Here is a 26046-nt window from a genome sequence, read left to right as displayed (position 1 = left end):
CTTGAAAGTGTAATATTTATAGGGATAATCAAAAATCAGATATAAAGTTTATATACAAAGTAACAGCAAATAGTATAACTGTTAAAAAAGTTTGGGAGGGTGATGGCCCTAAGAGTGACATCGAGGTTAGTCTGTATCAGAGTGTTAATGGTGGAGACGCTAAAGTATATGAAACAGTAACGTTAAATAAAGATAATGGTTGGAAATATACTTGGGAGAACCTTCCTCAGTACGAAGGAAGCGCATCAGACCAGAAAACATATTCTTATGCAGTACGTGAAGAAAATATTCCAAACAATTATCAGAGCAGTATTAGTTACGAATATGGTAATGATTCAATAATTGCAACAATTACGAATACTTATGATCCGAATTGTAAAGATGAAAATTACTATATTGCCAATGTACTTCAGACCGAAAAATTACATATCAACAAGATATGGAATGATAACGGTAATATAGCAGGTCTTCGTCCAAATAACTTAAAAGTAACTGTAAATAACAAGGAATATAAATTAAGTGGAGATTCAGATTTTTGGACAAGGGATGTTACCATTCTGAAAAAGAAGAATGCATCTTATGTTACAAGTGAAGAATTAGAAAATGACAATTATATTCTGGTTAACAATGCTGCTGAGATTGAACCGACAGCTGATGGTGTAAATATTACTTTTAAAAACCAGTTGAATACAAAAGACATAACCGTTAAGAAAAATTGGAATGATGGAAATGCAGAAAATCGTCCAACTTCTGTAAAAATTCGATTAGAGTATCGTAATAAAGGATCTAACAATAGTTGGAATGAATATGGTACATATACAATTACGGAAGAAGATAATAATGGAACAAATGCATGGACAAAAGTAATTCATAACTTGCCAACAGCGTATGAGTATCAGGTAGTCGAACTTAATAGTAATGATGAAGTCGCTACAGCGGAAAATAATGGTAATTATGTACCGTCGATAACTAAGAGTGGAGATACTTATACAATTACAAATACGTTAAAGTGGTTTGCAGTAAAGAAAAGCATTGGTTGGGATGGAGACACTTCAAAGAGCGTTGGCTTAAGCGGTGCTGAATTTGAACTGAAACAAAACGACACAACAATTGCAACTGGTACATCAGGAGATAATGGAGCAATTACATGGGTGACAGCTGACGGTCAGAACGTAGATCTGAATAGCCTTAATGGAACTTATGTTATCCATGAGACAAAAGCACCAGAAGGATATATGAAGAGTGACACAGACTGGACAGTAGAATTTGATAACGGTCTTTTAACTAAACTGGATGGTGCAGCTGTTACGGGAGATGGAAATACAGGCGTAGAGATCACACTTACAAACAAAAAATTATACAATCTTCCACATACCGGCGGACTTGGTATTTACCTGTTCACGATTGGCGGAATGCTTCTTATGGGAGCAGCCGCATGGATCTTATACAAAAACAAATGCAGGGAGGTGCTGAAAAGATAAAAACAACTGATTTAGCTTTTCAGCGGCCTACCGCCGCTACAACAACCAATTAATTTAACTATCTTCCCGAAACGGGACAAGATAAACGGGCAATGGCCTAAAAGAAAAGGAGACGACGAGATGAAAAAGATGAAAAAATTCTTCGCAGTGATTTTATCACTGGCAATGGTACTTGGAATGAGTATCACAGCATTTGCAACGGAAGCTGGAACAGCTACTCAGGCAGCTACAGGTAAGATTACAGTGGAAGGTCTGACAAAGGAAAAAACAACTGTAAAAATTTACAAAGTGGTTTCATGGAATGAAGCTGAGAGTAAATGGGAAGCAAAAGCATGGGCAAAAGATTATGTTGATCTTACAAAGAATCCGGTAACGATTGACTGGGATAATTTGAAAGATGTTGCTACAGATGCTGATTTATATCAGCCAGCTAAAACCGTTTCTAACGGAACAGCAGAATTTAATAACCTGGAAATTGGCGCATATCTTATTACTGCAAACGGTCTTACCACTGAGTACAACGTAATGGGTGATTTTACATATGATTATGACAGCGATAATTTAATGGTACCTGCTCAGAAAACAATCAGTGCAAAAGCATCTAACTATACTGTAGTTAAAACATTTAAAAATGGTGATCCTGATAAAGGTTATCCTGATAAATTCGTAAAACTTGGTGACAGCATTCCGTTTGTAATTACAACAACTTTCCCAAGTTATGAAGATGGAACAAAAGACAGAACATTTACAATCACAGATACACCAACCGGAATGAAAATCACAGATATTAAAGTTAAAGTTGGAAATGATGAACTTCGCGCGAATACAGATTATACTTTAGATAAGAAATTACCATCAACAGAAGCTGTAACAGTAAATTTTGCATCTGCATATATTGGAACTGACAATACACATGCAGGAAAAACTGTAACAGTAGAAGTAACAGCAACCGTAACTGAGACAGGAAAATATTCCAACGAAGCAAAAACAAATAAAGCATCTGCTCCATCTAAAGTAGAAGGTGAGACAGGATCTATCACAATCAACAAGGTTGATAAAGACGATAATGTTCTGAAAGGTGCAGAATTTAGTGTTGCTCTTGATGAAACAAAACTTGAGTTCGTTAAGGTAGATACAGGTGTTTACAGATTAGCAACAGCAGATGATGCTGAGAATACAAAAGTAACAAATGTAGTAGCTACAAACGGATCTGTAGTAGTAAAAGGTCTTGACGAAGGAACATACAAAATCGTTGAGGAAAAAGCACCGAAGGGTTATTCTGTTGTAGATGTACCTAATCAGACTATTTCCGCAGGACAGAATGCGAATATTACTGTTAAAGTAACTGATACAAAACTTTCTGCACTTCCGCATACCGGTGGTATCGGTACTACAATCTTCACAATCGCAGGTTGTGCAATCATGGTAGCAGCAGCTTTCTTCTTCTTCACAAGCCGCAAGAAAGCAAACAAATAATGAATGATAGTGAATGTCAGTAAATGAGATTTACTGAAGAAACAACAGAATCCGGGGCGATGGCCGCCCCGGATTCATACAAAAAGAGTAATTTACAACAACAAGGAGAGCCCGGATGAAAAAGAAAAGCAGTAAAATAGTGATCATTCTTATATTTTTAGCCGGTTTGTCCTTATTGCTGTATCCTTTCGTTTCAAATCAATGGAACAATCACAGACAAAAGCAGCTGATTGGCAATTACGAAAGTGTTATTTCTGATAAGGAAGCGGCAGGGAACATTGATTACGCAGCAGAGATGAAAAAAGCAGAAGCCTATAACGATGCATTGCTTCCGAGTATTTTGCCAGACTCATTTGCCGTGGCAGATGCAAGTACAGAGACAGACAGCAGTTATGAAGACAGTCTGAATATTGCCGGAGACGGGATGATGGGAATTGTAGAAATTCCAAAGATTGCGATCAAGCTTCCGATTTATCATGGAACAGGTGATGAAGTATTACAGAAAGCGGCAGGGCATCTAGAAGGAAGTTCTCTCCCAATCGGTGGCGAGAGCACACATGCAGTTATTTCCGCGCACCGCGGATTGCCGAGCGCATCACTTTTTACCGATCTGGATCAGCTGGAGATCGGAGATCATTTTCTGATCCATGTGCTGGACGAAACCCTTTGTTACGAAGTAGATCAGATCCTGGTAGTAGATCCGGAAGATACATCTGCATTGGCAGTAGAGGATGGCGAAGATCTGGTGACGTTGCTGACTTGTACACCATACGGTGTCAATACGCAGAGATTGATGGTTCGGGGACACAGAGTTCCTTACGAAGAGCAGGCAGTGGCAGATGAGCAGACACCACTCAGTGGCCTTAGCTTACATACGAATTATTTACTTTGGGTAGTGGTAGGAATTGTCATTACCGGAGTATTTATCCTTATATTATTTATCAGAGAGAAAAAACTGCAGAAGAAAGCAGCAAAACAAAAGGAATCTGAAGAATGAGTGAAAAAGAACTGGAAAAAAAGCCTGTAAAGAAAAAAGGCAGATTAGCTCCGATTCTTTTCGGACTGCTGTTTCTGGTTGGATTCGGAATCCTGGCTTATCCAACGATTTCGAATCAGTGGAATACTTACCGGCAAAGCCAGCTGATCAGTAATTATGAGAGCAGCGTAAACAACATGACGCCGGAAGATTATACCGATGAATGGCAGAAAGCAGAAGATTTTAATGCAAATATCACACAGAATAATCTGTATGGAGATGTGTTTGGGGAAGATGACGGAGATCTGAAAAGTACCGATTACTGGAAAGTGTTAAATGTCGGGGATGACGGAGTCATGGGGTATCTGTCCATTCCGAAGATCAATATCAAACTTGCAATTTATCATGGAACCGGTGATGACGTGCTCCAGACAGGAGTCGGACATCTGAATGGAACAAAACTTCCAATCGGTGGTGAGAGCAATCATACCGTACTGGCAGCACACAGAGGATTGCCGAGTGCAAAGCTTTTTACCGATATTGACCAGATGGAAATCGGAGATAAATTTTACATCCATGTGTTAGATCAGGTATTAGCTTATCAGGTAGATCAGATTTTACCGATGGTAGACAAGGATGATCACGAGACATTGGATGATGCAATGAAGATAGAAGACGGTAAGGATCAGGTAACTTTATTTACCTGCACACCATATGGTGTTAATTCCCACCGTTTACTTGTAAGAGGAACCCGCGTAGCGTATAATGGAGAAGAGGAAGCAACCGGATCGGTGGCAGACAGCATGTTACATTCCATCCAGAATTACTACATGTTGTATCTGATCCTTGGAATCGCAGTTACGGTTCTGCTGATTCTCATTATGAAAGTTGTATCAGGAAGAAAACAGCGTAAGAAATAAAGCACAGACTTTAAAGGAGGATACGAGGCGATGATGAAAAGAAAAGTAAAAGCAGGAAGTGCCATTTTCCTGGCTCTGGCAGTGGCATTCTCCGTATTTGTTCTGCCTGGCGTATGGGCGGCAGATGCGATACAGGTTGACAGAAATGACTGCTCCGTGGAATTTTCCGTTGGAAGTGATTATAAAGAGCTGTTGACATCAGACGTGACAATTGATTTATACAAAGTTGCTTCTGTGGATAAATCAGGAACTTATACCGCTGAGCCGGATTTCGAAGGGCTGGATGTCAGTGCACTGGATATCGATGATCAGGCAGGTTCCGCAGCAAAATGGTCAGAGAGAGCAGCAAGCGCAGCACAGAAGGTGACAGAGAAGAATCTGAATGCAACTGATACCGTTACAACTACAAACGGAATGACAAAATCCGAGGGACTTGAGACAGGACTTTACCTGATTCAGCCGGAAGAAGTTGTAACAGATAATTATACGTATACATTTGCACCGTCACTGGTAGCTTTGCCGAATAACTATTATGGAAACGGCGGCAGTGATACATGGGTTTACAACCTGACCGGAGAAAATGGTATTACCTTAAAACCGGAACAGCATGCAAGATATGGTAAGCTGGTGATCAACAAAACACTGTTACATCAGAATGTGACATCCAGTGACAAAGCAACATTCGTTTTCCAGATTGATATTGAAAATCCGGATGGAACGAAAGAATCAAAAGTAGAGGCATTAGATTTTAAAACCGCAGGATCTGATTCCATTACGATCGAGCATCTGCGGGCAGGCGCAGACGTAACGGTGACAGAGGTTTACAGCGGAGCATCTTACAGTCTGGTATCCGATAATGCTGTTAAGGCAAAGATTACCGCAAACGATGAGTACAGCAGCGCAGATGCACCGACAGCAGAAGTTTCTTTCAAAAATGATACCGATGGTCGTCCAAACGGCGGATACGGCATAGTTAATAACTTCAAATTAAATAAAAATGGTCTGTATGACCATATAAAACCGGCACAGTAAAGGAGGGAAGCCAAATGAGAAAGCTACATAAAAAACCATTGGTTCTGGCAGCTGCGGCGATCGCGTTAACCGGCTCCCTGACCGTGGGAAGTGCGGTGGCATATTTTACCACATATGCAACTGCACAGGGCGGTGTCACCATGAATATGGGATTTACAGAGACAAAACCACATGAGGAAGTTGACGAAAACGGAAAACATGTCACGATTTCCAATGTTGGCGATTATGATTGTTTTGTCAGAGTCAGAGCATTTGCTCCGGTGGAATTAAGCTACAATGTACCGGACGGTGGATGGACAGACGGCGGTGACGGATACTGGTATTACAATGATGTTCTTCAGGCAGGACAGACCACGGAGAAGGAATTGAATATTACTTATAAATTCCCGTCCGGGGATCAGAAACCGGAGGAGTTTAACGTAGTAGTTATTCAGGAATGTACATCGATTCTTTATGATGAAGATGGAAACGCATACGCTGACTGGGACAACGTTGTGACAGACAGCAGCAATACACAGGAGTAGGAGGTAAATGAGGATGAAGAAGAAAAAGAAATCATTTCCGAAAGTAACAGTCCTGCTTCTGGCGGCAGCCGCAGTGCTTCTGGTTGGGAGCGGTGTGGGAAGTGCGAGAGCAGCACTGACCTATTACAGTGAGAACTATTCCGTACAGATGAATATGCAGAGTATCGGCGTATCTCTGACAGAGAACGGAGATGTTGTCAGCAGCAGAGATTATGCAGAGCCAGATAAATGGGAAGGTTCCACAGAAGGTACTTTATTAAGCAAGATGCTTGGTGAAAATGAAAAATTCACACCGGGCAAGAAATATGAGGAAGCTATCGGCGTAACAAACAGCGGAAATATCGACACATTTGTACGTGTGATCATTACAAAAAGCTGGCAGGATGCTGATGGAAACAAAAATACAACACTTTCTCCGGATTTGATCGAATTAAATTATCTGACCGATAACGGATGGGCAATCGCAGAAGATCAGTCTACACCGGAGCGGACAGTTCTGTATTACACAAAAGCAGTAGGTGTCGGAGAATCCACACCGGCATTGTCTGATACACTTCGCATCAATCAGAGTATTGCTTCTGAAGTGACAAAGACAGTGAAAGATAACACAATTACTTATAGTTACCAATATGACGGTTATACATTCCATGTGGATGCGGAAGTTGATGCAGTTCAGACACATAACGCAAAAGATGCGATCAAGAGTGCCTGGGGTGTGGATGTGAACGTGTCAGAGGATGAGACCGAGATCAGTCTGCAGTAAGGAGGTACAGAAGAATGAAAAAGAAAATTTTGTGCCTGGTGCTGACACTTGTTATGACAGTAGGGGCAGCGACAACTGCATTTGCAAAAGATTATCAGGGTGCTGACGGATGGAATGTAACCTTTGACGGCAGCAAGATGAACAGTAATTTTCAGGATTCCGATGTGACCGACGAGATGGCAAACATCCAGCCGGGTGACAGTATCGAACTGAAAGTACAGGTAACCAATTCTGACAGTGGCAAGACAGACTGGTATATGACCAATGAAGTCATTCAGACACTGGAAGATGCACAGGCGACAGCAGAAGGCGGCGGATATACTTACCGTCTGACTTATGTGGGAGCCGACAATACAGAAAACGTATTATACGACAGTACAACCGTTGGTGGTGAGGGCGCTTCCAAAGCCGGGGAAGGTCTCAAACAGGTGGATAATTCCACACAGGAATACTTCTATCTTGGCAGACTTGCATCCGGCGAAAGCGGAATAGTACATCTGACCGTTGGTGTTGATGGCGAGACACAGGGTAACGGCTATCAGCTGACACTGGCAAAACTCCGTATGAATTTTGCAACGGAAAAGGTGACAGAAGGAACAACCACTACCAAAGAAAACAAAGTAGAGAAGAAAGTTCCGGGCAAAAACAATGTCGTAACAACAACCAAACGGGTAAAAACAGGTGACACCAATCTGATCCTCAGATATTGTGCACTGGCTCTGGTTTGCGGAATTGTCTGCCTGATTCTTGCAATCTTCTCCATGAACAAAAAGAAGAAAGAAGCAAAGGCATACAGAAAGAAAGGAGAGAAATAATATGTTCAAATGGAAAAAAATGTTAATCTCTCTCCTGAGTGTATCTGTGATCGCGGCAGCGCCGGCAACAACCGCGCTGGCAACGCAGCCGGGAAATGCATATACTTACAAAGTAACCTTATCCGCAGGAAATAAGGGCAGCATCAGCGGTCAGGAGAAGATCGAAGTGCAGGATCTGAATGCAGGCGATGATGTTTCTTTTGATCTGAGCCAGATTCAGGTGACAGATGAGAAATATTATGTAAAAGGTATCCGTCTCAGCGGTCGTGACAATGCAGAAGCTCTGGCAGCACCGGCATTTAACGTGGACGGTGATGCAGATTATGTCGTAGCATACGGCATCAAAGGCAATCAGGTAGCCTATACGGTTCAGTATCAGGATGAAGATGGCAACACACTGGCAGAAAGCCAGACCTTTTATGGAAATGTCGGTGACAAACCAGTCGTTGCTTACCGTTATATTGAAAATTTTATTCCGCAGGCACTGGCACTGACCAAAACCCTGAGTGAAAATGAAGCAGACAATGTGTTTACCTTTACTTACGCACCGGGTGAGACCAATCGGGTGGTAGAGACAACCACAACGATTACAACCGTTGTACCGGGAAATACTGTTTACAATACAGTGACGGTTCCGGCAGGTACCGTAGCAGGTGGAACAACGACCGGTGGCACCAATGCGGCAGGTGGAAATGCAAATGGAACAACGACCGGTGGCACCAACGTGACAGGTGGAAATGCAAATGAAACAACGACACCGGGCGGAACTACAGATGCCAATGGCGGACAGGATGCAGATCAGGATAATACTGTAGAGAATACGGACGAGCAGACACCGCAGGGACTGGTAGACCTGGATGATGAAGATACACCTACCGGAAATATCGATGCAGGAAAGTCGGAATCTGTGAAAACAATGAATTTCAGTATTGCGATCATTGTGGCAGCTGCAGTAGCAATTGTGGCTCTTTTAGTAGCACTGAGACGTCGCAGCAAAGAAACAAAATAAAAAATATGTGAATCATGATTGATGGCATAGAATGAGGCTCCCCAGAGTGAAAACTCTGGGGAGTTTTTGGGTAGAATTTGAAGTAGTAAATATGATGGAAATCAGTTATAATAAATGCAGAAAAATAAAAAGTGCGAATAATCTAAAATCAGAGGAGAATGAAGGGTGAGTAAAGAAACACGAAAGAAAAAAAATCCAATTGCGACATTATGCAGCGTAATAGGAACGGTTTTGCTAATAATAGTAGTCGCAGCATGCATTCCGTTGACACTTCCCAAAGCCATGGGCTATCAGCTCTATACGGTAGTCAGTGGCAGTATGGAACCGGCAATTCCGGTAGGAAGCCTGGTATATATCAAATATGTGGAACCAAAGGAAATCGCTGAAGGAGATGTGATCGCATTTTACGGATCGGATGCAGATGGTTCGATCATCACACATCGTGTAGTATCAAACAGTTCTGCCATGGGTGAATTTATCACAAAAGGCGATGCTAACGAAGAAAATGATATGAATCCCGTGACGTATAATCAGTATATGGGCAAGATGGTGCGTTCCATTCCAAAAATCGGAGGTATTGTGCAGACAATCACCGGCGGTTCCGGGAAAGCTGCTGTGGGATGTGTGATCGGCTTGGCAATCGTATTGGAAATCATTGCAGCAGTGCTGAACCGGCGGCTGGAAGACGATGAGGAAGAATAACAAAGTCAAAAGCTGATAAAAGCAGACACAACTTAGAGAAAATGCTTTGTATGAAAAAAGAAGCAAAAAGAATAGTTATATTAGATTGACATTAATTTGTCAATGTGATATAAATAAATCATACATGGTGTGTTACTGATTACGCAGGCATTAACCGTGCATAGATATTTTTTGATATTTATGTAGGGTTAGTGCCTTTTTTTGTTGCCCGGGAAAATAGAGACGAAAGAAGAAAACTGCCAGCTATGTGAATTCAAAAAATGGGTACACTATAACAAATAATGCCTATCTCAGTCGAGAAGAATATTGGAGAAAGAGTGAGGAGAACTATGAAAGACAAAATTTTTGGAATTTTGCAGAGGGTTGGACGATCCTTCATGCTGCCGATCGCAATTTTGCCGGTAGCCGGTCTGCTGCTTGGAATCGGTGGATCTTTTACAAATGAAACGATGCTGGAAACTTACGGTTTGCTTGGTGTTATGGGACCGGGAACCGTACTGAATCAGATTTTGCAGGTTATGAATGCCGCAGGTAACATTATTTTTACGAATCTGCCGATCATATTTGCCATGGGTGTAGCCATTGGTATGGCAAAGAAGGAAAAAGAAGTAGCTGCACTGGCAGCGGTTATCGCATTTTTTATCATGCATGCCTCTATCGGAGCACTGATCAACATCAAGGGCGGCGCTGAGACAATGCTGTCCGGTTCTGTAACCGATGTATGTGGTATCACATCCTTACAGATGGGTGTATTTGGCGGTATCATCGTTGGACTTGGCGTTGCTGCTTTGCACAACCGTTTTTACAAAATTGAGCTTCCGCAGGTGTTATCTTTCTTTGGCGGAACCCGTTTTGTACCGATCATTTCCGGTATCGTATTTGTTGGCGTCGGAATCCTGATGTTCTTTGTATGGCCGCTGATCCAGTCCGGTATTTACGCACTTGGTGATCTGGTACTGAGATCCGGTTACGCAGGTACATGGGTATATGGTTTCCTTGAGCGTTTACTGCTTCCGTTTGGTCTGCATCACGTATTTTACCTGCCATTCTGGCAGACAGGCGTGGGCGGAACACTGGAAGTTGGTGGAAAACTCATCGAAGGCGCACAGAACATTTTCTTTGCACAGTTATCCGATCCGACCGTGGATCACTTTGCAGTATCTGCAACCAGATTTATGTCCGGTAAATTCCCACTTATGATCTTTGGTCTGCCGGGAGCAGCACTTGCAATGTACCGCACTGCAAAACCGGAAAAAAGAAAAGCGGTCGGTGGTCTGTTACTTTCCGCAGCACTGACTTCCATGCTGACAGGTATCACAGAGCCGTTAGAGTTTACATTCCTGTTTGTAGCTCCGCTGCTGTATGGTATTCACTGTGTATTTGCAGGTCTGGCATACATGCTGATGCATATTTGTAACGTTGGTGTCGGAATGACATTCTCCGGTGGATTTATTGATCTGTTCCTGTTTGGTATCTTACAGGGTAACAAGAAAACAAGCTGGGTATGGGTAGTGATCATCGGTGTGATCTACTTCGTTGTATACTACTTCCTGTTCAGCTTCCTGATCGAAAAATTAAACCTGAAAACACCTGGTCGTGACGATACAGAAGAAGTAAAACTGTATACAAGAGCAGATGTCAATGCAAGAAAAGAAGGCGAAAACGGTGCAGCAGGGGATGATTCTGTTTCTGAAGGAATCCTGCAGGGACTTGGCGGAAAGAAAAATATTTCTGACGTAGACTGCTGTGCAACCAGACTTCGTTGTACCGTATTCAAACCGGAGTTAGTAAACGATGCGATCCTGAAAGCAACCGGAGCATCCGGCGTGGTTCACAAAGGAAACGGTGTTCAGATCATTTACGGACCGAAAGTAACCGTAATCAAATCAAATTTTGAAGATTATCTGGAAAAAGCTCCGAATGAGGAGATTAACACAAATGAGACAGCTTCTGATTCCGCAGATGCAGCTCAGACAGAGAATGCAGCAGAGGCACAGGAGTCAAAAGAAGTTGTAAAAGAAACCATTATCGTATCCAGCCCGATCACAGGTATCGCAGCAGATTTGGCAACTGCACCGGATGATGCTTTTGCTGGAAGAATGATGGGTGACGGAGCCGTGGTTACTCCGACTGCAGCAACCATCGTGGCACCGGAAGACGGACAGGTCATCTTCGTATTTGATACAAAACATGCCATCGGATTTTTGACAGACAGCGGTTTATCCATGCTGCTTCACATCGGTATTGATACTGTAAATCTGGAAGGCAAAGGTTTCACCTGTTTTGTAGAAAACGGACAGAGCGTGAAAAAGGGTGACAAGATGCTGGAAATCGACATTGAGTATCTGACCGCAAATGCACCGTCCTTATGCTCTCCGATTCTGTGTACAGAATTAGAGGATAACCAGAAAGTCAGACTGCTGGCAGAGGGCGAAGTAAAAGCTGGCGAGCCGTTATTTGCAGTAGACGTATACGAAGAAGCGTAAAGAAAATAAATGCAGCTCAGGGATTGGAAAAAGAAACCTGAGCTGTCAGATAAAAAGAAGATTGAAACAACAAAGTAAGAAACGAATGATCATAAGGAGAAGGAGAGCAGTATGGCGCAGGAATACAAAGGAAAATCCGTATATAAAGGAATTGTCTTAGGACCGATCGCAGTATTTAAGAAAAATGATGTACAGGTAAAACGGGAAAAAATCACAGATGCGGAGAGCGAGATCGCCCGTATGCAGGAAGCAGTATCTGCTTCTCAGGAGCAGCTTCAGAAACTGTATGACAAGGCAGTGAAAGAAGTTGGAGAAGCCAGTGCAGCGATTTTTGAAGTACATCAGATGATGCTGGAGGATGAAGATTATCAGGATGCGATCTGCAATATGATCCGCAATGAGATGGTAAATGCAGAATATGCAGTTGCTGTTACCGGAGATAATTTTGCAGAAATGTTTGCAAGCATGGATGATGATTATATGCAGGCACGTTCTGCCGATGTCAGAGACATTTCCAACCGCCTGGTGCAGAACTTATCCGGAAATGCACCGGTGGATATGAACGACATGGAGCCGTCCATTATTGTAGCAGATGATCTGTCCCCAAGTGAGACGGTTCAGATGGATAAAGACAAGATTCTTGGTTTTGTAACTGTACACGGATCTACAAACTCACATACTGCAATCCTTGCCCGGATGATGAATATTCCGGCGCTGATCGGTGTGCCGATGGATCTGGATGCAATGAAGAATGGTATGCAGGCAGTGGTCGATGGATTTGAGGGGATGTTTATTGTGGAGCCGTCAGAGAAAGTATGCGAGCAGACAAAAGCACGCATGGCAGAAGAAGCGGAAAAACAGCAGCTTCTGCAGCAGATGAAAGGACAGGAAACTGTTACAAAAGATGGAAAACACGTCCATCTGTATGCAAATATCGGAAGTGTTTCCGATATCGCGAGTGTGCTGGATAATGATGCAGAAGGTGTCGGTCTGTTCCGAAGCGAATTTCTGTATCTTGGAAAAACAGATTTTCCGACAGAGGAAGAACAGTTTGCAGCTTACAAACAGGCGTTACAGCTGATGGCAGGCAAAAAAGTGATCATCCGTACCCTTGACATTGGTGCGGACAAACAGGTAGATTATTTTAACCTTGGTGAAGAAGAAAATCCGGCAATGGGCTACCGTGCGATCCGTATTTGTCTGAAGCAGCCAGAGATTTTCAAAACACAGCTTCGCGCATTGCTTCGTGCCGCTGTATACGGAAATCTGTCTGTGATGTATCCAATGATCACATCCACCGAAGAAGTGGAGCAGATTTTTGCTGTTGTAGAGGAAGTGCGGGCAGAATTAGAAGCAGCGGAGATCCCTTATAAAATGCCGGAACAGGGTGTGATGATCGAGACACCGGCAGCAGTTATGATCAGTGATGAACTGGCGCAGATGGTTGATTTCTTCAGTATCGGAACCAATGATCTGACACAGTATACGCTGGCAATCGACCGTCAGAATGCAAAACTGGATGATTTTTACAATGCACATCACAAAGCGATTTTACGCATGATTCGTATGGTTGTGGAAAACGCACACAAATACGGAAAATGGGCAGGCATCTGTGGCGAGCTTGGCGCAGATCTGGAACTGACCGATGCATTTATGGAAATGGGTGTGGATGAGCTTTCTGTGGCACCGTCCATGGTTTTGAAAGTTCGCAAAAATATCCGTGAATATGCAGAAATATAAATATTGACGAAAGAAATGCGGGCAGCAGCAGGTTCGGAGAGGATTTGTTGCTGTCCGTTTTGTCAATATAATTGTAAATATGGTACTGTAAAAATGAAGCGTGCTTGTATAGAACGTTGATTCATAACAATATTTTACAGCATAAGATTGCTTTTTATTGCTTTTTTAGAGGGTGAATTCTGTTTTGTGGGTTTGAAAATATGGGGTTCTATGCTAGAATAATACTATTACAAACTATTTTGTGGGAGAAGGAAGTAAAAACATGTATCGCATATGTAAGGTATTGAATCATAATGGGGTAATTGCCCTTGATATGAATGACAGTAAAGAATATGTGCTTTTAGGAAAAGGTGTCGGATTTGGGAAAAAGCCCGGTGAGCGTTTTGAACAGCCGGTGGATTGTACCGTATATTCCCTGCAGGAGACTTCTTCAAGGGGAGATGCTGCTGATCTGATCAAGACGATCCAGCCGGAATATTTTCAGATGACAAACCGGATTCTAAACGAGGCAGAGCGTCATTTTGGAAAAATTGACCGCAGCATTCTGTTTCCGATGGCAGACCATATCGCGTTTGCGGTACAGCGTTTGCAAAAAGGAGAGCAGATCTCCAATCCTTTGACGGAAGATATCAAAACATTGTTTCATTCGGAATTTAAAGTGGCGTCTCTCATACGACCGATTCTGAAAGAAGAGAAACAGATTGATATTGATGATGACGAGATTGGTTATGTGGCATTACACATTCATTCTGCACTGGAAAAAGAATCTGTTTCGGTGTCCATGCAGATGGCGCGGGCGGTGCGCGATTGTGTATCCATGATCGAGGAACAGCGCGGTATTCATATCAATGTGATGTCTTTAAGCTATAACCGTCTGATGAATCATGTGAAATATATGGTTGCCCGTGTGTTAAAAGGGGAGTCTCTGAAAGTCAATATGAATGATTATGTACAGCATAATTTTCCAGAGTCATATGAGCTGGCAACGACTGTCTGTGATCATCTGAGCCATGCGCTTCGTAAACCTCTGGAAGAACTGGAGATCGGATATCTGGCAATGCATATTGAGCGAGTAAGTCAGGATGATGAATAGTGTTCGCTTGTAAAAATGATCGAAAATATGTGATTTTTGGAAAAGCGGACAAATATAGGAAAAACATGTTGGAAAACGGACGAATACAAAAATGCGGGTTGATGTAAGTGCATCGTCCCGCATTTTTTGCAATATACCAGTTCGATTTATCTCAGTCGAGAAGACTCCCACTTCTGCAAGTGGTGAGTAATAACAAGTCTTTCTCAGTGGGAGTACAATCTCCGACTGAGATAAACGCTACGCGGGAATGTGCAGTGATTCTGAGAAGAATATGTCAGCTTTCGCTGACCAGAATCACGCACCAAGTCTCACGTGCGTTCGACTTGAATTTGTCAAATATGCCTTTAAAAGTTCGAATGTGTTTTTTACACCATCCACATGAGAGCGCTCATAGTTGTGGGAGGCATACACACCCGGACCGATCAGTCCATGACGGATATCAAAACCGCCACGCAGAGTTGCTTCCACGTCGGAACCATAATGTGGATATACATCAATGGCATAAGCAAGACCGTTTGCTTTTGCAAGCTCAGACAGTTCTGTCACCAGATCGTAGTTGTAAGGGCCGCCAGAATCTTTTGCACAGATAGAAACCATGCGTTCCGTACAGCCAAGGTCATCACCGACACAACCCATGTCGACAGAAATCATTTCTTCTGTATCTGCCGGAATAAAACTTCCACCGTGACCAACTTCTTCATACACAGTAAATAATAAGGAAACTTTGCGATTCAAAGTAAGTGCTCCATCAGCGACTTCTTTTGCGATGCCAAGCAGGATCGCAGCAGAAAGTTTATCATCCAGAAAACGGCTTTTAATGTAACCGCTTGGAGTTACCGTTGTGCGCGGATCCATGGCAATGATATCTCCGGTCTGAACACCAAGTGCTTTTACTTCATCTTCAGAACTTACATTTTCATCCAGCAGGATTTCCATGTTTTCTTCTACTGTTTCCACTTTCTGGTCAGCTACATGTGCAGATGGCTCTTTATTCAACACAACACCGGTGTATACTTTGCCGTCTCTTGTGTGTACGGTACAGTTTTCACCGTCAGCAGTACTCCACTGATGTCCACCGATGGTTGTCGGGCGCAGACGACCGTTGCTTTTGATGGAACGGACCATAGCACCAAGAGTATCTACATGTGCTGCAAGAATCAAAGGACTTCCTTCGCCACCGATCGCTACAAGGATATTACCTTTGCGGGAGCGTTCCGGTGTGTAACCCATGCTTTCCAGTGTAGAAACCAGATACTGAGTGACTTCTTTGGTAAAGCCTGTCGGACTTGGAATAGAAGTCAGCTGCTTTAGCTGATCAGTAATAAAAGTAATAGTTGAATTTTTCATAATCAAACTCCTTAATAGTATATTTTTGATCTGCATGAATCATACATTTATAGCAAAGAGGTTTGCTCTGTTATTCTATAACGAAACAGAAAAAAATTCTAGTACAAAAATAGGGTAGCGCCAGCTGTGGCACGGTTTGGAGTGAATGAAATGTGGTGGCTGGCAGGAGGACATGCACACAGGACGGTAGGACATTTTTCGTTGCAGGAGCGAGCATAGCCTGCCTCCGGGAGTGTGTCTGAGCACGCTGGTTTTGCGTGTGAGTTCGCGGGAGGAGGCAGAGATAAGCGGCGCAGCGGATGCAGAAAAATGTCCGTGTCCGTGTGCATGTCCTCCTCCAGTCCCTATTTCAGGAAGGTAAAATTATACAAAATATCCGAATTTTTCAGTGCTGACTTTTGCATGTTTTTACCTTATTATTAAAAATATTCTGCAAAGTAAAGACAAAAGGAGGAAAAGTGTACGCACCACAAAAACAGGTGTGCGAAAAATAAATACAAAAATTAGCTATTTTAGTTGACCATTATGAAAAAAGCAGGTATAATAATTAATATTGTCGACAATTTACAATAGTAAAGCATTACAGAATTGTACTAGATTGGCGACAGCGTGACGTATGAGAATGAGAGAGGAAAGGTGTAAAAAATGGCAAAGTACACAGCACGAAGAGTCTTAATGGCGATTGTCACGGTGCTGGTAGTTGCATGTGTTACGTTTTTCTTGATGAATGCAATCCCGGGAAATCCGTGGTTATCTGAGAAAACACCGACACAGGCCACTATCGACGCTTTAAATGCTAAATATGGACTTGACCAGCCCAAGATTGTTCAGTTGGGCAAATATCTCGGGAATCTTCTTCACGGAGATTTCGGTACATCAATCAAAATGCAGAAAAACCGTGCAGTATTAGACATTATCAAAGAAATGTTCCCGGTTTCTGCAAAAGTAGGTGTGTTTGCACTTTTATGGGCAGTTGCAGTTGGACTTCCGCTTGGATGTCTGGCAGCTTACAAGAGAGGTACATGGGTAGACAGCTTCCTTAGAGTTGTATGTACTATCGGTATTTCCATGCCTGGATTCGTAGTTGCAACATTATTACTTCACACATTGTGTGGAGGTATTCCGGGATTTAAAGTATTCCCGGCATTATTTGACGGAACACCAAAGAGTTATGTCCTGCCATGTCTGGCATTAGGATTTTACCCGATGTGTTATCTGTCACGACAGACCAGAACAGCGATGCTGGATTCCATCAATCAGGAATATATTAAGACAGCACGTGCAAAAGGTCTGAAAAACGGTAAAATTATTTTCAAACATGCACTGAGAAATGCACTGATTCCGGTTATCACTTATCTGGGACCGCAGATTGCATTTACACTGTGCGGCGGTATGGTTGTTGAACAGGTATTCTCTATCCCGGGACTGGGACGTTATTTCATTCAGGCTATCCAGAACCGAGATTATCCGCTGATCATGGGAACCACAATTTTCCTGGCTTCCTTTATTGTTATCATGAACCTGATCGTTGACCTGTGCTACAAACTGGTAGATCCGCGTATCAATCTGGCGAAGGGAGGAAATTAAGCATGTCTGGAAAGAAAAGATTTCAAAAGCCAGGCTCTCTTCAACCAAATATTGATGATATTTTAGAGTGGAGCAAATTACCGGAGGATGCGTTTGATCCGGCAAGCTCTCAGGAAAAAGCTGATTTTATCAAAGATCGCAAGAGTGTTTCCTACTGGGCAGATGCATGGCGCCGTCTTCGCAGAAACAAAGTTGCAATGGTTGCTCTGGGTATTATCATTGCCTTGGTTATTTTCGGATTTGTGGGACCGAGCGTGGTTCCTTATACTTATAAGCAGCAGGTACGTGGTTCTGAGGCATTACATCCATGGCATTATACTCTGGAAGATCAGGAGAAAATCAATGCCTATATGGAAGAACATAACAATACCGAAAACCTGACACCGGATGAGGCAGTCGAGAAAGCAAAAGCCGAAGCTGAAGCAGAAGGTAAGGAATTAAGTCGTATTGAAGAATCAAAGATTCGTGCGAAAGCAAGTGTTTCCCAACAGAAAGAGAGCGAGGAACATGTAACAGAGGCAGAGGCGGCAAAAGCACTTGGCATCAAACACAAAGCCTTTGGATATTCTACACAGGAACTTCAGAAAAAAGCAGATGGTGAGAAAGTATTCCCACATGTATTTGGTACAGATGATCAGGGACGTGATATCATGGTCCGTGTCATGGTGGGAACAAGAATTTCTATCATCGTTGGTGTATGTGCTGCGATCATCGTTTTGATCATTGGTGCTTTATATGGATCTATTTCAGGTTATTGCGGCGGTGTCGTAGACACTGTTATGCAGCGTATTGTTGAGATCATTTACTCCATCCCGGAGATGCTGATCATCCTGCTGCTTTCCGCAACTTTAAAACCGGCGCTGGAACAGTTCCAGAATTCCGGTGATGGTCCGCTGCAGAATCTGGTAACAATTCTTGGACCAAACCTGATCTCCATGTTTATCGCATTCGGTTTGTTATACTGGGTAACCATGAGCCGAATCATCCGTGGACAGATCCTTCAGTTAAAACAGCAGGAGTACGTTACAGCAGCCCGCGCACTTGGTGCAAAAGGCGGACGTATCATTGGAAAGCATCTGCTTCCGAACTGTATCGGACAGATCATTACAACCACATTCCTGCAGATTCCATCCGCAATCTTCCTGGAATCCTTCCTTTCTTTCATCGGTGTAGGTGTATCTGCTCCGCTGACAAGTTTAGGTTCTATGTGTTCTGAGGCTTTAAGTGGTCTGAGCACATATCCATACAGATTATTTATCCCGGCAGGAATCCTGAGTCTTATGATCTTGGCTCTGAACCTGTTCGGTGACGGACTTCGTGATGCATTAGATCCGAAGCTGAAGAAATAAGGAGAGGAGGAGACAATATGGAACAGGAAAAGAAAAATGATAAACTGTTAGAGGTCAGAGATCTCAAGGTCTCTTTCTTTACTCCGGCAGGAGAAGTTAAAGCAGTAAACGGAATTTCTTACGATGTAAACTATGACGAAGTTATGGGTGTCGTAGGCGAGTCCGGTTCCGGTAAAAGCGTGGAAGCATATTCTATCATTGGATTACTTCAGAATCCGGGTAAAGTAGTGGGCGGTTCCATTACTTTCGAGGGACAGGATATGTTGTCAAAAACAAAAGATGAGATGATCGCTTTCCGTGGAAAAGAAGTAGCAATGATCTTCCAGAACCCGATGACCTGTCTGAATCCGGTATATACCATCGGAAATCAGCTGGTTGAGGCTCTGAAAGCACATGATAAAAATGTCAGCAAAGAGGACGCTGAGAAGCAGGCAATGAAGATGCTGGAAGAAGTAGGTATCAACAACGTGGAAAAACGTATGAAACAGTACCCGCATGAGCTTTCCGGTGGTATGCGTCAGAGGGTTATGATCGCCATGGGACTGATCTGTCATCCGAAGCTTCTGATCGCCGATGAGCCGACAACTGCTCTGGATGTAACCATCCAGGCGCAGATTCTGGAACTGATGAAAAAGCTTCAGAAACAGAATCACATGGGTATTATCTTTATCACACATAACCTTGGTGTTGTAGCAGAAATCTGTGATAAGGTTTCTGTTATGTACGCAGGTAAAATGGTAGAGCAGGGACCGGTTGATGATATTTTCTATAATCCGGGTCATCCTTATACAAAAGGTCTGCTTCGCTCTATGCCGCGTGTAGATGCTGAGAGCTATGAGCGTCTGATCCCGATTGAAGGTTCACCGGTCGATATGTTAAATCCGCCGGAAGGATGTCCGTTCGCACCGCGTTGTGAGCATGCCATGAAGATCTGTCTGCAGCAGATGCCGCCATATGTGGAGATGGGAGAGAACCATCGTGCTGCATGCTGGTTGCGTGTGCAGGACTGTCTGGAAGAAGCAAAAAAAGTTGATACTCAGACAGAGAATATTGAAAAAACGGAGGTAGACAACCATGAGTGAGAAAAATGATGTACTTGTTCAGGTTGATCACCTGAAAAAATATTTCCCGGTAAAGGGATTAAAAGGACCTGGTGTACAGGCCGTAGAAGATATTTCTATCTTCATTAACCGTGGAGAGACACTTGGTCTGGTAGGTGAGTCCGGATGTGGAAAAACTACTTTGGGACGAACCATTCTTCAGTTACACGAGCCGACTTCCGGAACAATTGTTTATGATGGAGAGACAATTTTTGAGAGAGAGGATCCGTGGGTGAGAGATGCAGAGGGTAATCTGCATCCGGTAAAAGTACCAAAGGCAAAACAGGAAAACATGCTTCCATACAGACGGAAAATGCAGATTATTTTCCAGGATCCGTCCGCAAGTCTGGATCCGCGTATGACAGTCGGTGAGATTATCGGAGAGGCACTGGATATTCATAATTTGTGCCCGAACAAAAAGGATCGTACTGATCGTATCAAAGAACTGCTTGGACGGGTAGGGCTGAATACAGAGCATGCAAACCGTTATCCGCATGAGTTCTCCGGTGGACAGCAGCAGCGTGTCGGCATTGCCCGCGCACTGGCAGTAAAACCGGAATTTATCGTTTGCGACGAGCCGATTTCCGCACTGGATGTTTCCATTCAGTCACAGGTTGTAAATATGCTGGAAGATATGCAGGAAGAAATGGGACTGACCTATCTGTTCATCGCGCATGATATTTCCGTTGTACGTCATATTTCACACCGTATCGGCGTAATGTATCTGGGAACTATGGTAGAGCTGGCAGAGAGCTATGAGCTGAACCGCCATCCGTTGCATCCGTATACGCAGACACTGCTTTCCGCAGTACCTGTTCCGGATCCGGAGGTGAGCAGAAGCAGACAGCGTATCGTTCTGGAAGGAGATATTCCTTCTCCGATGAATCCGCCAAGTGGATGCCGTTTCCATACACGTTGTCCATATGCAATGGATAAATGTAAAGAATGTGTACCGAAATTCAAAGAGTATGAAAAGGGTCACTGGGTGGCTTGCCACCTTCTGGAGCAGTAGAAAAACTGCTTTTGCCTCCTGTGAGACGGCTCTCATTTTTACAAGTGAGAGATTTTGAGATTGGATAACACAGGGAAACCTGTTTATCAATAAAACTTTTAAAGGAGAGTACTATGAAAAAGAGATTGGTATCAGTTGTATTAGTTGCAGCTTTCGCTTTTTCCATGCTTGCGGGCTGTGGAAGCGACAACAGCGCATCTAAAGACAACAACAAAACATCTGCAGATGCAGAGAACACAACTTCCAGCAGTGATGGTTTTAACATTACTGTAAACTTCGCATCCGAGCCGATGACAATGGATCCGGCCCTGAACTCCTCCGTAGATGGAGCTATCATGGCTAACCATTTATTCGAAGGTCTGATGAAATGGGAGAGCACAGGCGAAGAAGTTGCAGGTTCTGATGGAACTTGTGAAGGAGCAAAAGTTGTTCCAGGTCAGGCAGAGAGCTATGACAAAACAACAAATGATGATGGAACTGTAACTTACACATTCCACCTTCGTGATGGCATCAAATGGTCTGACGGAAAAGATGTTACAGCAGGCGATTTTGAGTATTCCTGGAAACGTCTGGTTAGCCCGGATACAGCAGCAGATTACAACTACATGCTTGATTGTGTTGTAAACGCAAATGAGATTATGGCTGGTGAGAAAGATCCTTCTGAGTTAGCTGTAAAAGCAGTGGATGACAAAACATTTGAAGTAACTTTAACAACAGATCTTCCATATTTTGAAGAGCTGTGTGCATTCCCGGCTATGATGCCTGTACGTCAGGACATCATCGAAGCAAACGGGGATCAGTGGACATTTGATCCTTCTACATACATCTCCAATGGTCCATACAAACTGACAGAGTGGACACATAACTCACAGATTGTAATGGCAAAAGATGAGAATTACTATGATTATGCAAACCTTGGACCGGATACTCTTACATTCAAACTGATGGATGATGCAAATGCTATGCTTTCCGGTTTCAAATCCGGCGAGCTTGATTACATTCAGGAGGCTCCGCAGGCAGAACTTCCGAATCTGATCGCTTCCGGTGATATGAAGATCGTAGATTACCTTGGAACATATTATGTATGCTTCCAGACACAGAAAGCTCCTTTCGATAATCCGAAAGTACGTGAGGCATTCACACTTGCTGTTGACCGTAACTACATTGTTGAAAAAGTAACTCAGTCCGGACAGGTTGAAGCTGGTGCTTATGTACCAAGCGGTATCTCTGATGCTGAGGAAGGATCTGACTTCCGTAAAGTTGGCGGAGATTACTATGATCCGACAAAAGATGCTTATGAAGCAAACTGCGAGAAAGCCAGACAGCTCCTTGCAGAGGCTGGTTACCCGAACGGTGAAGGATTCCCGGTTGTAGAGTACCTGTACAACACAAACGATGCTCACAAAGCTGTTGCTGAAGCACTTCAGAACATGTGGGAGCAGGAACTTGGCGTAACAGTTACACTGAACAATCAGGAGTGGAATGCATTCCTTCAGACACGTAAAGATGGTGATTTCTCTATCGCACGTAACGGATGGATTTCTGATTACAATGATCCGGTATCTTTCCTTGATATGTGGGTAACAGGTGGTGGAAACAACGATGCTCAGTACGCTAATCCGGATTACGATAACCTGATCAGCCAGGCGAAAGCTGAATCTGATCCTGCTGCACGTATGAAACTGTTACATCAGGCTGAGGATATTTTAGTAGGTCAGGATTACGTAGTTGATCCGCTGTACTTCTACACACAGAAATATATGTTGCGTGATGGAATCGAAGGCATGTACTACTGCCCACTGGGATACTTCTTCTTCGGATATTGTACACAGGCACAGTAGTAAATACATGAAAAGGAATCCTGCTTGCAGGATTCCTTTTTTAAAAGAAAATTCTCATTAAGAAAGAGATATTTATTGATCTGGAAATTTTTGTTCTATGAAACAGAAAATACAACTAGATATATAATTTACTATATAGAATGACTTTATATTTCAGTACAAGATGTATGTAATAAGATTTTAATGAAAAGGATATGAACAAAGAGAGCATGTCTTTTTCAATGAGATTTTATTAACAGACAGTAAAATTACTTTATATATAAATACATAGGAGTAATTGGTTTAGGAGGATTCACTATGCGAGCGTATGAAAGATTATTAAATTATGTAAAAGTCTGGACAACCAGTGACGAGGAAAGTACCACTTCTCCGACCACTGCACGTCAGTTTGATCTGGCAAAACTGCTGGTGGAAGAAATGAAAAACATGGGCATCGAAGATGCTATGATGGACGAATATGGATATGTGTATGGTCATATTCCGGCAACTCCGGGATATGAGAACCGTACAGCAATCGGTTTTATCGCACATATGGATACCGCACCGGATTACAGCGGAGAAAATGTAAAACCGCAGATCATTGAAAATTATGATGGAAAAGATGTGGTTCTTGGAACTTCTGGTAGAACATTGACTGTTTCTGATTTCCCTGCATTACAGCAGATGGCAGGCAGAACTCTGATCACTACAGATGGAACCACTTTACTTGGTGCCGATGACAAAGCTGGTATTGCTGAAATTCTGACTGTTGCTGAAGAATTATTAAAAGGCGATATCCCTCACGGAAAAGTATGTATCAGCTTTACTACCGATGAGGAAGTTGGAAGTGGAGCCTGCCATATGGATCTGGAACGTTTTGGCGCACCGTATGCTTATACGGTAGACGGTGGTGCGGAAGGCGAGATCCAGTTTGAAAACTTTAATGCAGCTTCCGCTGAATTTGCGATCCATGGTGTGAACGTACATCCGGGTGAGGCAAAAGACATTATGGTCAATTCCATGAAAATCGCAATGGAATTACAGAGCATGCTGCCGGAGCAGGAAGCACCGGAACACACCGAAGGCTATGAAGGATTTTTCCATCTGATGGAGCTGAACGGAAGCGTGGAAGAAACCACAATGGGATATCTGATCCGTGAATTTGATGCAGAAAAATATGAAGCGCGCAAAGCACTGATGCAGGAAATCACAGCTTCCTTAAATAAAAAATACGGTGAGGGAACTGTCGAGCTGAATCTGAAAGATTCTTATCGCAATATGCGTGAGAAAATTGAACCATGTATGCAGCTTATTGATTTTGCAGTTCAGGCATGCAAAGATGCGGACGTTACACCAGATATTGCCCCGATCCGCGGAGGCACAGACGGTGCACGTTTAAGTTTTGTGGGACTTCCGTGCCCGAACCTTGGAACCGGCGGTTACGGATTTCATGGTGCCTATGAGCATATCACGGCAGAAGGTATGGATAAAGCTGCTGCAATTATAAAAAATATTGTGCTGCAGTTTGCAAAATAATAGAAAAATACCATATGTAGATGATTTTTCGGTACTATCATGTGCAAAAAACTTTATATTATCGTGTTATCATAGTAAAGTATTAGCAAATGCAAGTGTAAAATAAGCTTCATAGAAACTGTGAGAGAAATACAGATAGAGATTGTAAGAAAGAGTAGGAAATTTTATGGGTGCATTATTGTATCAGACGTTAAGAGAGAGCATTGTGGATGCCATCCGCAGCAAAATTTTTAACCATGAGATCAAATCCGGACAGCGTATCGTGGAATTGGAGCTGGCGAAAGAATTTCATACAAGCCGGGGACCGATCCGTGAGGCACTCCGACAACTGGAAAATGAAGGGATTATTGTGTATACAAGAAACGTAGGTTGTTCCGTGAAAGAACTTTCTTTTCAGGATTCCTATGAGGTATATCTGCTGAGAACCAATTATGAGGTTATCAGTGTGCGGTTTCTACAGGGAAAAATCCCGGAGGACACTATGCAGCGCCTGGAAGAGATTCTGGATCGAATGAAAAATCTGACTGCAGAGGAGTTTGAACAGGTATTTGAATGTGATAATGAATTTCACGAAGAACTGGTCAAAATGTGTGGAATGCCACGGGTTCAGAAAGCCTGGAAAGAACAGTATTACGGAAATCTGTTTGCCGGATATGATCTGGTGCAGGATAAAGAAGCCGTTGCAAAACGCCAGTATGCGTCACATAAGGTCATCTTTGACGCTTGTGTGTCCGGGGATTGCGAGGCAATCTGCAAAGCCATTAAGGATCATTATTGGAGAACCATTGCCGGAATGATGCGCGATCAAAAAGTAGATGCGCCGCAGCTTGAACTTGGCTGGAATGAGGCGTTTTAGAACTCTTTTGTGATAGAACGGTAGACTGTGAATGGAAAATCAGCTTTATTTTTTCTTGTCAGCTAATAATCGCTTTCCAAGAAAAAATAAAGCTGATTTTCCAATATATGTGTAAATAGCGGGCTCAGAGCAAATTTTTTCTGGCGAGCGATTGTTAGCTGACAGAAAAAATTTGTCTGAGTCCGCTTTCGTAAACCTATCGTATAGCCACAGCGACATAAAGTAAGGGTTAGCAGAGTCCCTTTTCATAACTTATATTTAAACCACACAATTACCCGAAGCAAAAATCCTACGATTTTGAAAAAACGTCGTTTTTTAGACGAAAGTCGGAAATTGTATGGTTGACTGTTAAAATCTGCTTTCGTATAATGTTTGTTACAGCTTAAACATAACAAAGAAAACAGCTTCCTATTAAATGGAGA

Annotated in this window: 21 protein-coding genes and 1 pseudogene; 21 read left to right on the top strand and 1 reads right to left on the bottom strand. The window is 42.9% G+C overall.

Going from position 1 to position 26046, the window contains the following annotated elements; genetic code table 11:
• Positions 1-14: 14 nt before the first annotated feature.
• The 14 genes and pseudogenes from DXB15_RS17910 to DXB15_RS14715 form a co-directional block, all read left to right on the top strand.
• Positions 15-350 (top strand): annotated as a pseudogene (locus DXB15_RS17910) (Cna B-type domain-containing protein); the annotation flags it as partial.
• A gap of 333 nt (positions 351-683) precedes the next feature.
• A complete protein-coding gene (locus DXB15_RS14775; RefSeq protein WP_118703374.1) occupies positions 684-1481 on the top strand; it encodes a SpaA isopeptide-forming pilin-related protein in 798 nt (265 codons plus the stop codon).
• Between the two features lie 120 nt (positions 1482-1601).
• Positions 1602-2957 carry a SpaH/EbpB family LPXTG-anchored major pilin gene (locus DXB15_RS14770; protein ID WP_118703373.1) on the top strand — a complete coding sequence of 452 codons (1356 nt, stop codon included), beginning with the start codon at positions 1602-1604 and terminating at the stop codon, positions 2955-2957.
• A gap of 115 nt (positions 2958-3072) precedes the next feature.
• Positions 3073-3954, top strand: a complete 882-nt coding sequence (locus tag DXB15_RS14765) for a class C sortase (RefSeq protein ID WP_118703372.1) — start codon at positions 3073-3075, stop codon at positions 3952-3954.
• Positions 3951-4853 (top strand): class C sortase, encoded by a 903-nt coding sequence (locus DXB15_RS14760; RefSeq protein WP_118703371.1) that lies wholly within the window; start codon positions 3951-3953, stop codon positions 4851-4853. The genes DXB15_RS14765 and DXB15_RS14760 overlap by 4 nt, the downstream gene beginning before the upstream one ends.
• Before the next feature lie 30 nt (positions 4854-4883).
• Positions 4884-5885 carry a DUF5979 domain-containing protein gene (locus tag DXB15_RS14755; protein WP_118703370.1) on the top strand — a complete coding sequence of 334 codons (1002 nt, stop codon included), beginning with the start codon at positions 4884-4886 and terminating at the stop codon, positions 5883-5885.
• Between the two features lie 14 nt (positions 5886-5899).
• Positions 5900-6409, top strand: a complete 510-nt coding sequence (locus tag DXB15_RS14750; protein ID WP_118703369.1) for a hypothetical protein — start codon at positions 5900-5902, stop codon at positions 6407-6409.
• Positions 6410-6422: 13 nt separating this feature from the next.
• Positions 6423-7172, top strand: coding sequence for a hypothetical protein (locus DXB15_RS14745; RefSeq protein ID WP_242979863.1), 750 nt, complete (start codon positions 6423-6425; stop codon positions 7170-7172).
• A 14-nt stretch (positions 7173-7186) separates the two neighbouring features.
• Positions 7187-7987: a hypothetical protein gene (locus DXB15_RS14740; RefSeq protein WP_118703368.1), complete on the top strand. Its 801-nt coding sequence runs from the start codon at positions 7187-7189 to the stop codon at positions 7985-7987.
• Position 7988: 1 nt separating this feature from the next.
• Positions 7989-8996 carry a MucBP domain-containing protein gene (locus DXB15_RS14735; RefSeq protein WP_118703367.1) on the top strand — a complete coding sequence of 336 codons (1008 nt, stop codon included), beginning with the start codon at positions 7989-7991 and terminating at the stop codon, positions 8994-8996.
• 165 nt (positions 8997-9161) lie between these two features.
• Complete coding sequence (locus DXB15_RS14730; protein ID WP_118703366.1) at positions 9162-9698, top strand: signal peptidase I; 537 nt, start codon at positions 9162-9164, stop codon at positions 9696-9698.
• Positions 9699-10027: 329 nt separating this feature from the next.
• Complete coding sequence (locus DXB15_RS14725) at positions 10028-12184, top strand: PTS transporter subunit IIABC (RefSeq protein ID WP_118703365.1); 2157 nt, start codon at positions 10028-10030, stop codon at positions 12182-12184.
• A 111-nt stretch (positions 12185-12295) separates the two neighbouring features.
• Entirely contained in the window at positions 12296-13924 is a 1629-nt protein-coding gene (ptsP, locus tag DXB15_RS14720) for a phosphoenolpyruvate--protein phosphotransferase (RefSeq protein ID WP_118703364.1), read from the top strand.
• Between the two features lie 262 nt (positions 13925-14186).
• On the top strand, positions 14187-15017 hold the full coding sequence (locus DXB15_RS14715; protein WP_109215926.1) for a PRD domain-containing protein: 831 nt from the start codon (positions 14187-14189) through the stop codon (positions 15015-15017).
• Between the two features lie 294 nt (positions 15018-15311).
• Here DXB15_RS14715 and DXB15_RS14710 read toward each other — a convergent pair whose 3' ends face one another.
• The gene (locus DXB15_RS14710) at positions 15312-16364 is read right to left on the bottom strand and encodes a M42 family metallopeptidase (RefSeq protein WP_118703363.1); all 1053 of its coding nucleotides are present in this window, start codon (positions 16362-16364) and stop codon (positions 15312-15314) included.
• A 645-nt stretch (positions 16365-17009) separates the two neighbouring features.
• On the opposite strand from DXB15_RS14710, the gene DXB15_RS14705 reads away from it, so the two are divergent.
• The 7 genes from DXB15_RS14705 (at position 17010) to DXB15_RS14675 (ending at position 25624) form a co-directional block, all read left to right on the top strand.
• Complete coding sequence (locus DXB15_RS14705; RefSeq protein ID WP_109215925.1) at positions 17010-17951, top strand: ABC transporter permease; 942 nt, start codon at positions 17010-17012, stop codon at positions 17949-17951.
• A 2-nt stretch (positions 17952-17953) separates the two neighbouring features.
• Positions 17954-19300: an ABC transporter permease gene (locus DXB15_RS14700; protein ID WP_109215924.1), complete on the top strand. Its 1347-nt coding sequence runs from the start codon at positions 17954-17956 to the stop codon at positions 19298-19300.
• 17 nt (positions 19301-19317) lie between these two features.
• Positions 19318-20382 carry an ABC transporter ATP-binding protein gene (locus tag DXB15_RS14695; RefSeq protein ID WP_109215923.1) on the top strand — a complete coding sequence of 355 codons (1065 nt, stop codon included), beginning with the start codon at positions 19318-19320 and terminating at the stop codon, positions 20380-20382.
• The gene (locus DXB15_RS14690) at positions 20375-21412 is read left to right on the top strand and encodes an ABC transporter ATP-binding protein (RefSeq protein WP_109215922.1); all 1038 of its coding nucleotides are present in this window, start codon (positions 20375-20377) and stop codon (positions 21410-21412) included. Before DXB15_RS14695 ends, DXB15_RS14690 begins: the two co-directional genes overlap by 8 nt.
• Positions 21413-21525: 113 nt before the next feature.
• Positions 21526-23253 carry a peptide ABC transporter substrate-binding protein gene (locus tag DXB15_RS14685; protein ID WP_118703362.1) on the top strand — a complete coding sequence of 576 codons (1728 nt, stop codon included), beginning with the start codon at positions 21526-21528 and terminating at the stop codon, positions 23251-23253.
• A gap of 297 nt (positions 23254-23550) precedes the next feature.
• Positions 23551-24768, top strand: a complete 1218-nt coding sequence (pepT, locus tag DXB15_RS14680; protein ID WP_118703361.1) for a peptidase T — start codon at positions 23551-23553, stop codon at positions 24766-24768.
• A gap of 166 nt (positions 24769-24934) precedes the next feature.
• Complete coding sequence (locus DXB15_RS14675) at positions 24935-25624, top strand: GntR family transcriptional regulator (protein ID WP_118703360.1); 690 nt, start codon at positions 24935-24937, stop codon at positions 25622-25624.
• Positions 25625-26046: the final 422 nt, after the last annotated feature.

It is taken from the genome of Roseburia sp. OM02-15 (genome assembly GCF_003481835.1).
In the GTDB taxonomy this organism is placed as follows: Bacteria; Bacillota; Clostridia; order Lachnospirales; family Lachnospiraceae; genus Eubacterium_I; species Eubacterium_I ramulus_A.
This window is presented reverse-complemented; position numbering and strand designations above follow the sequence as displayed.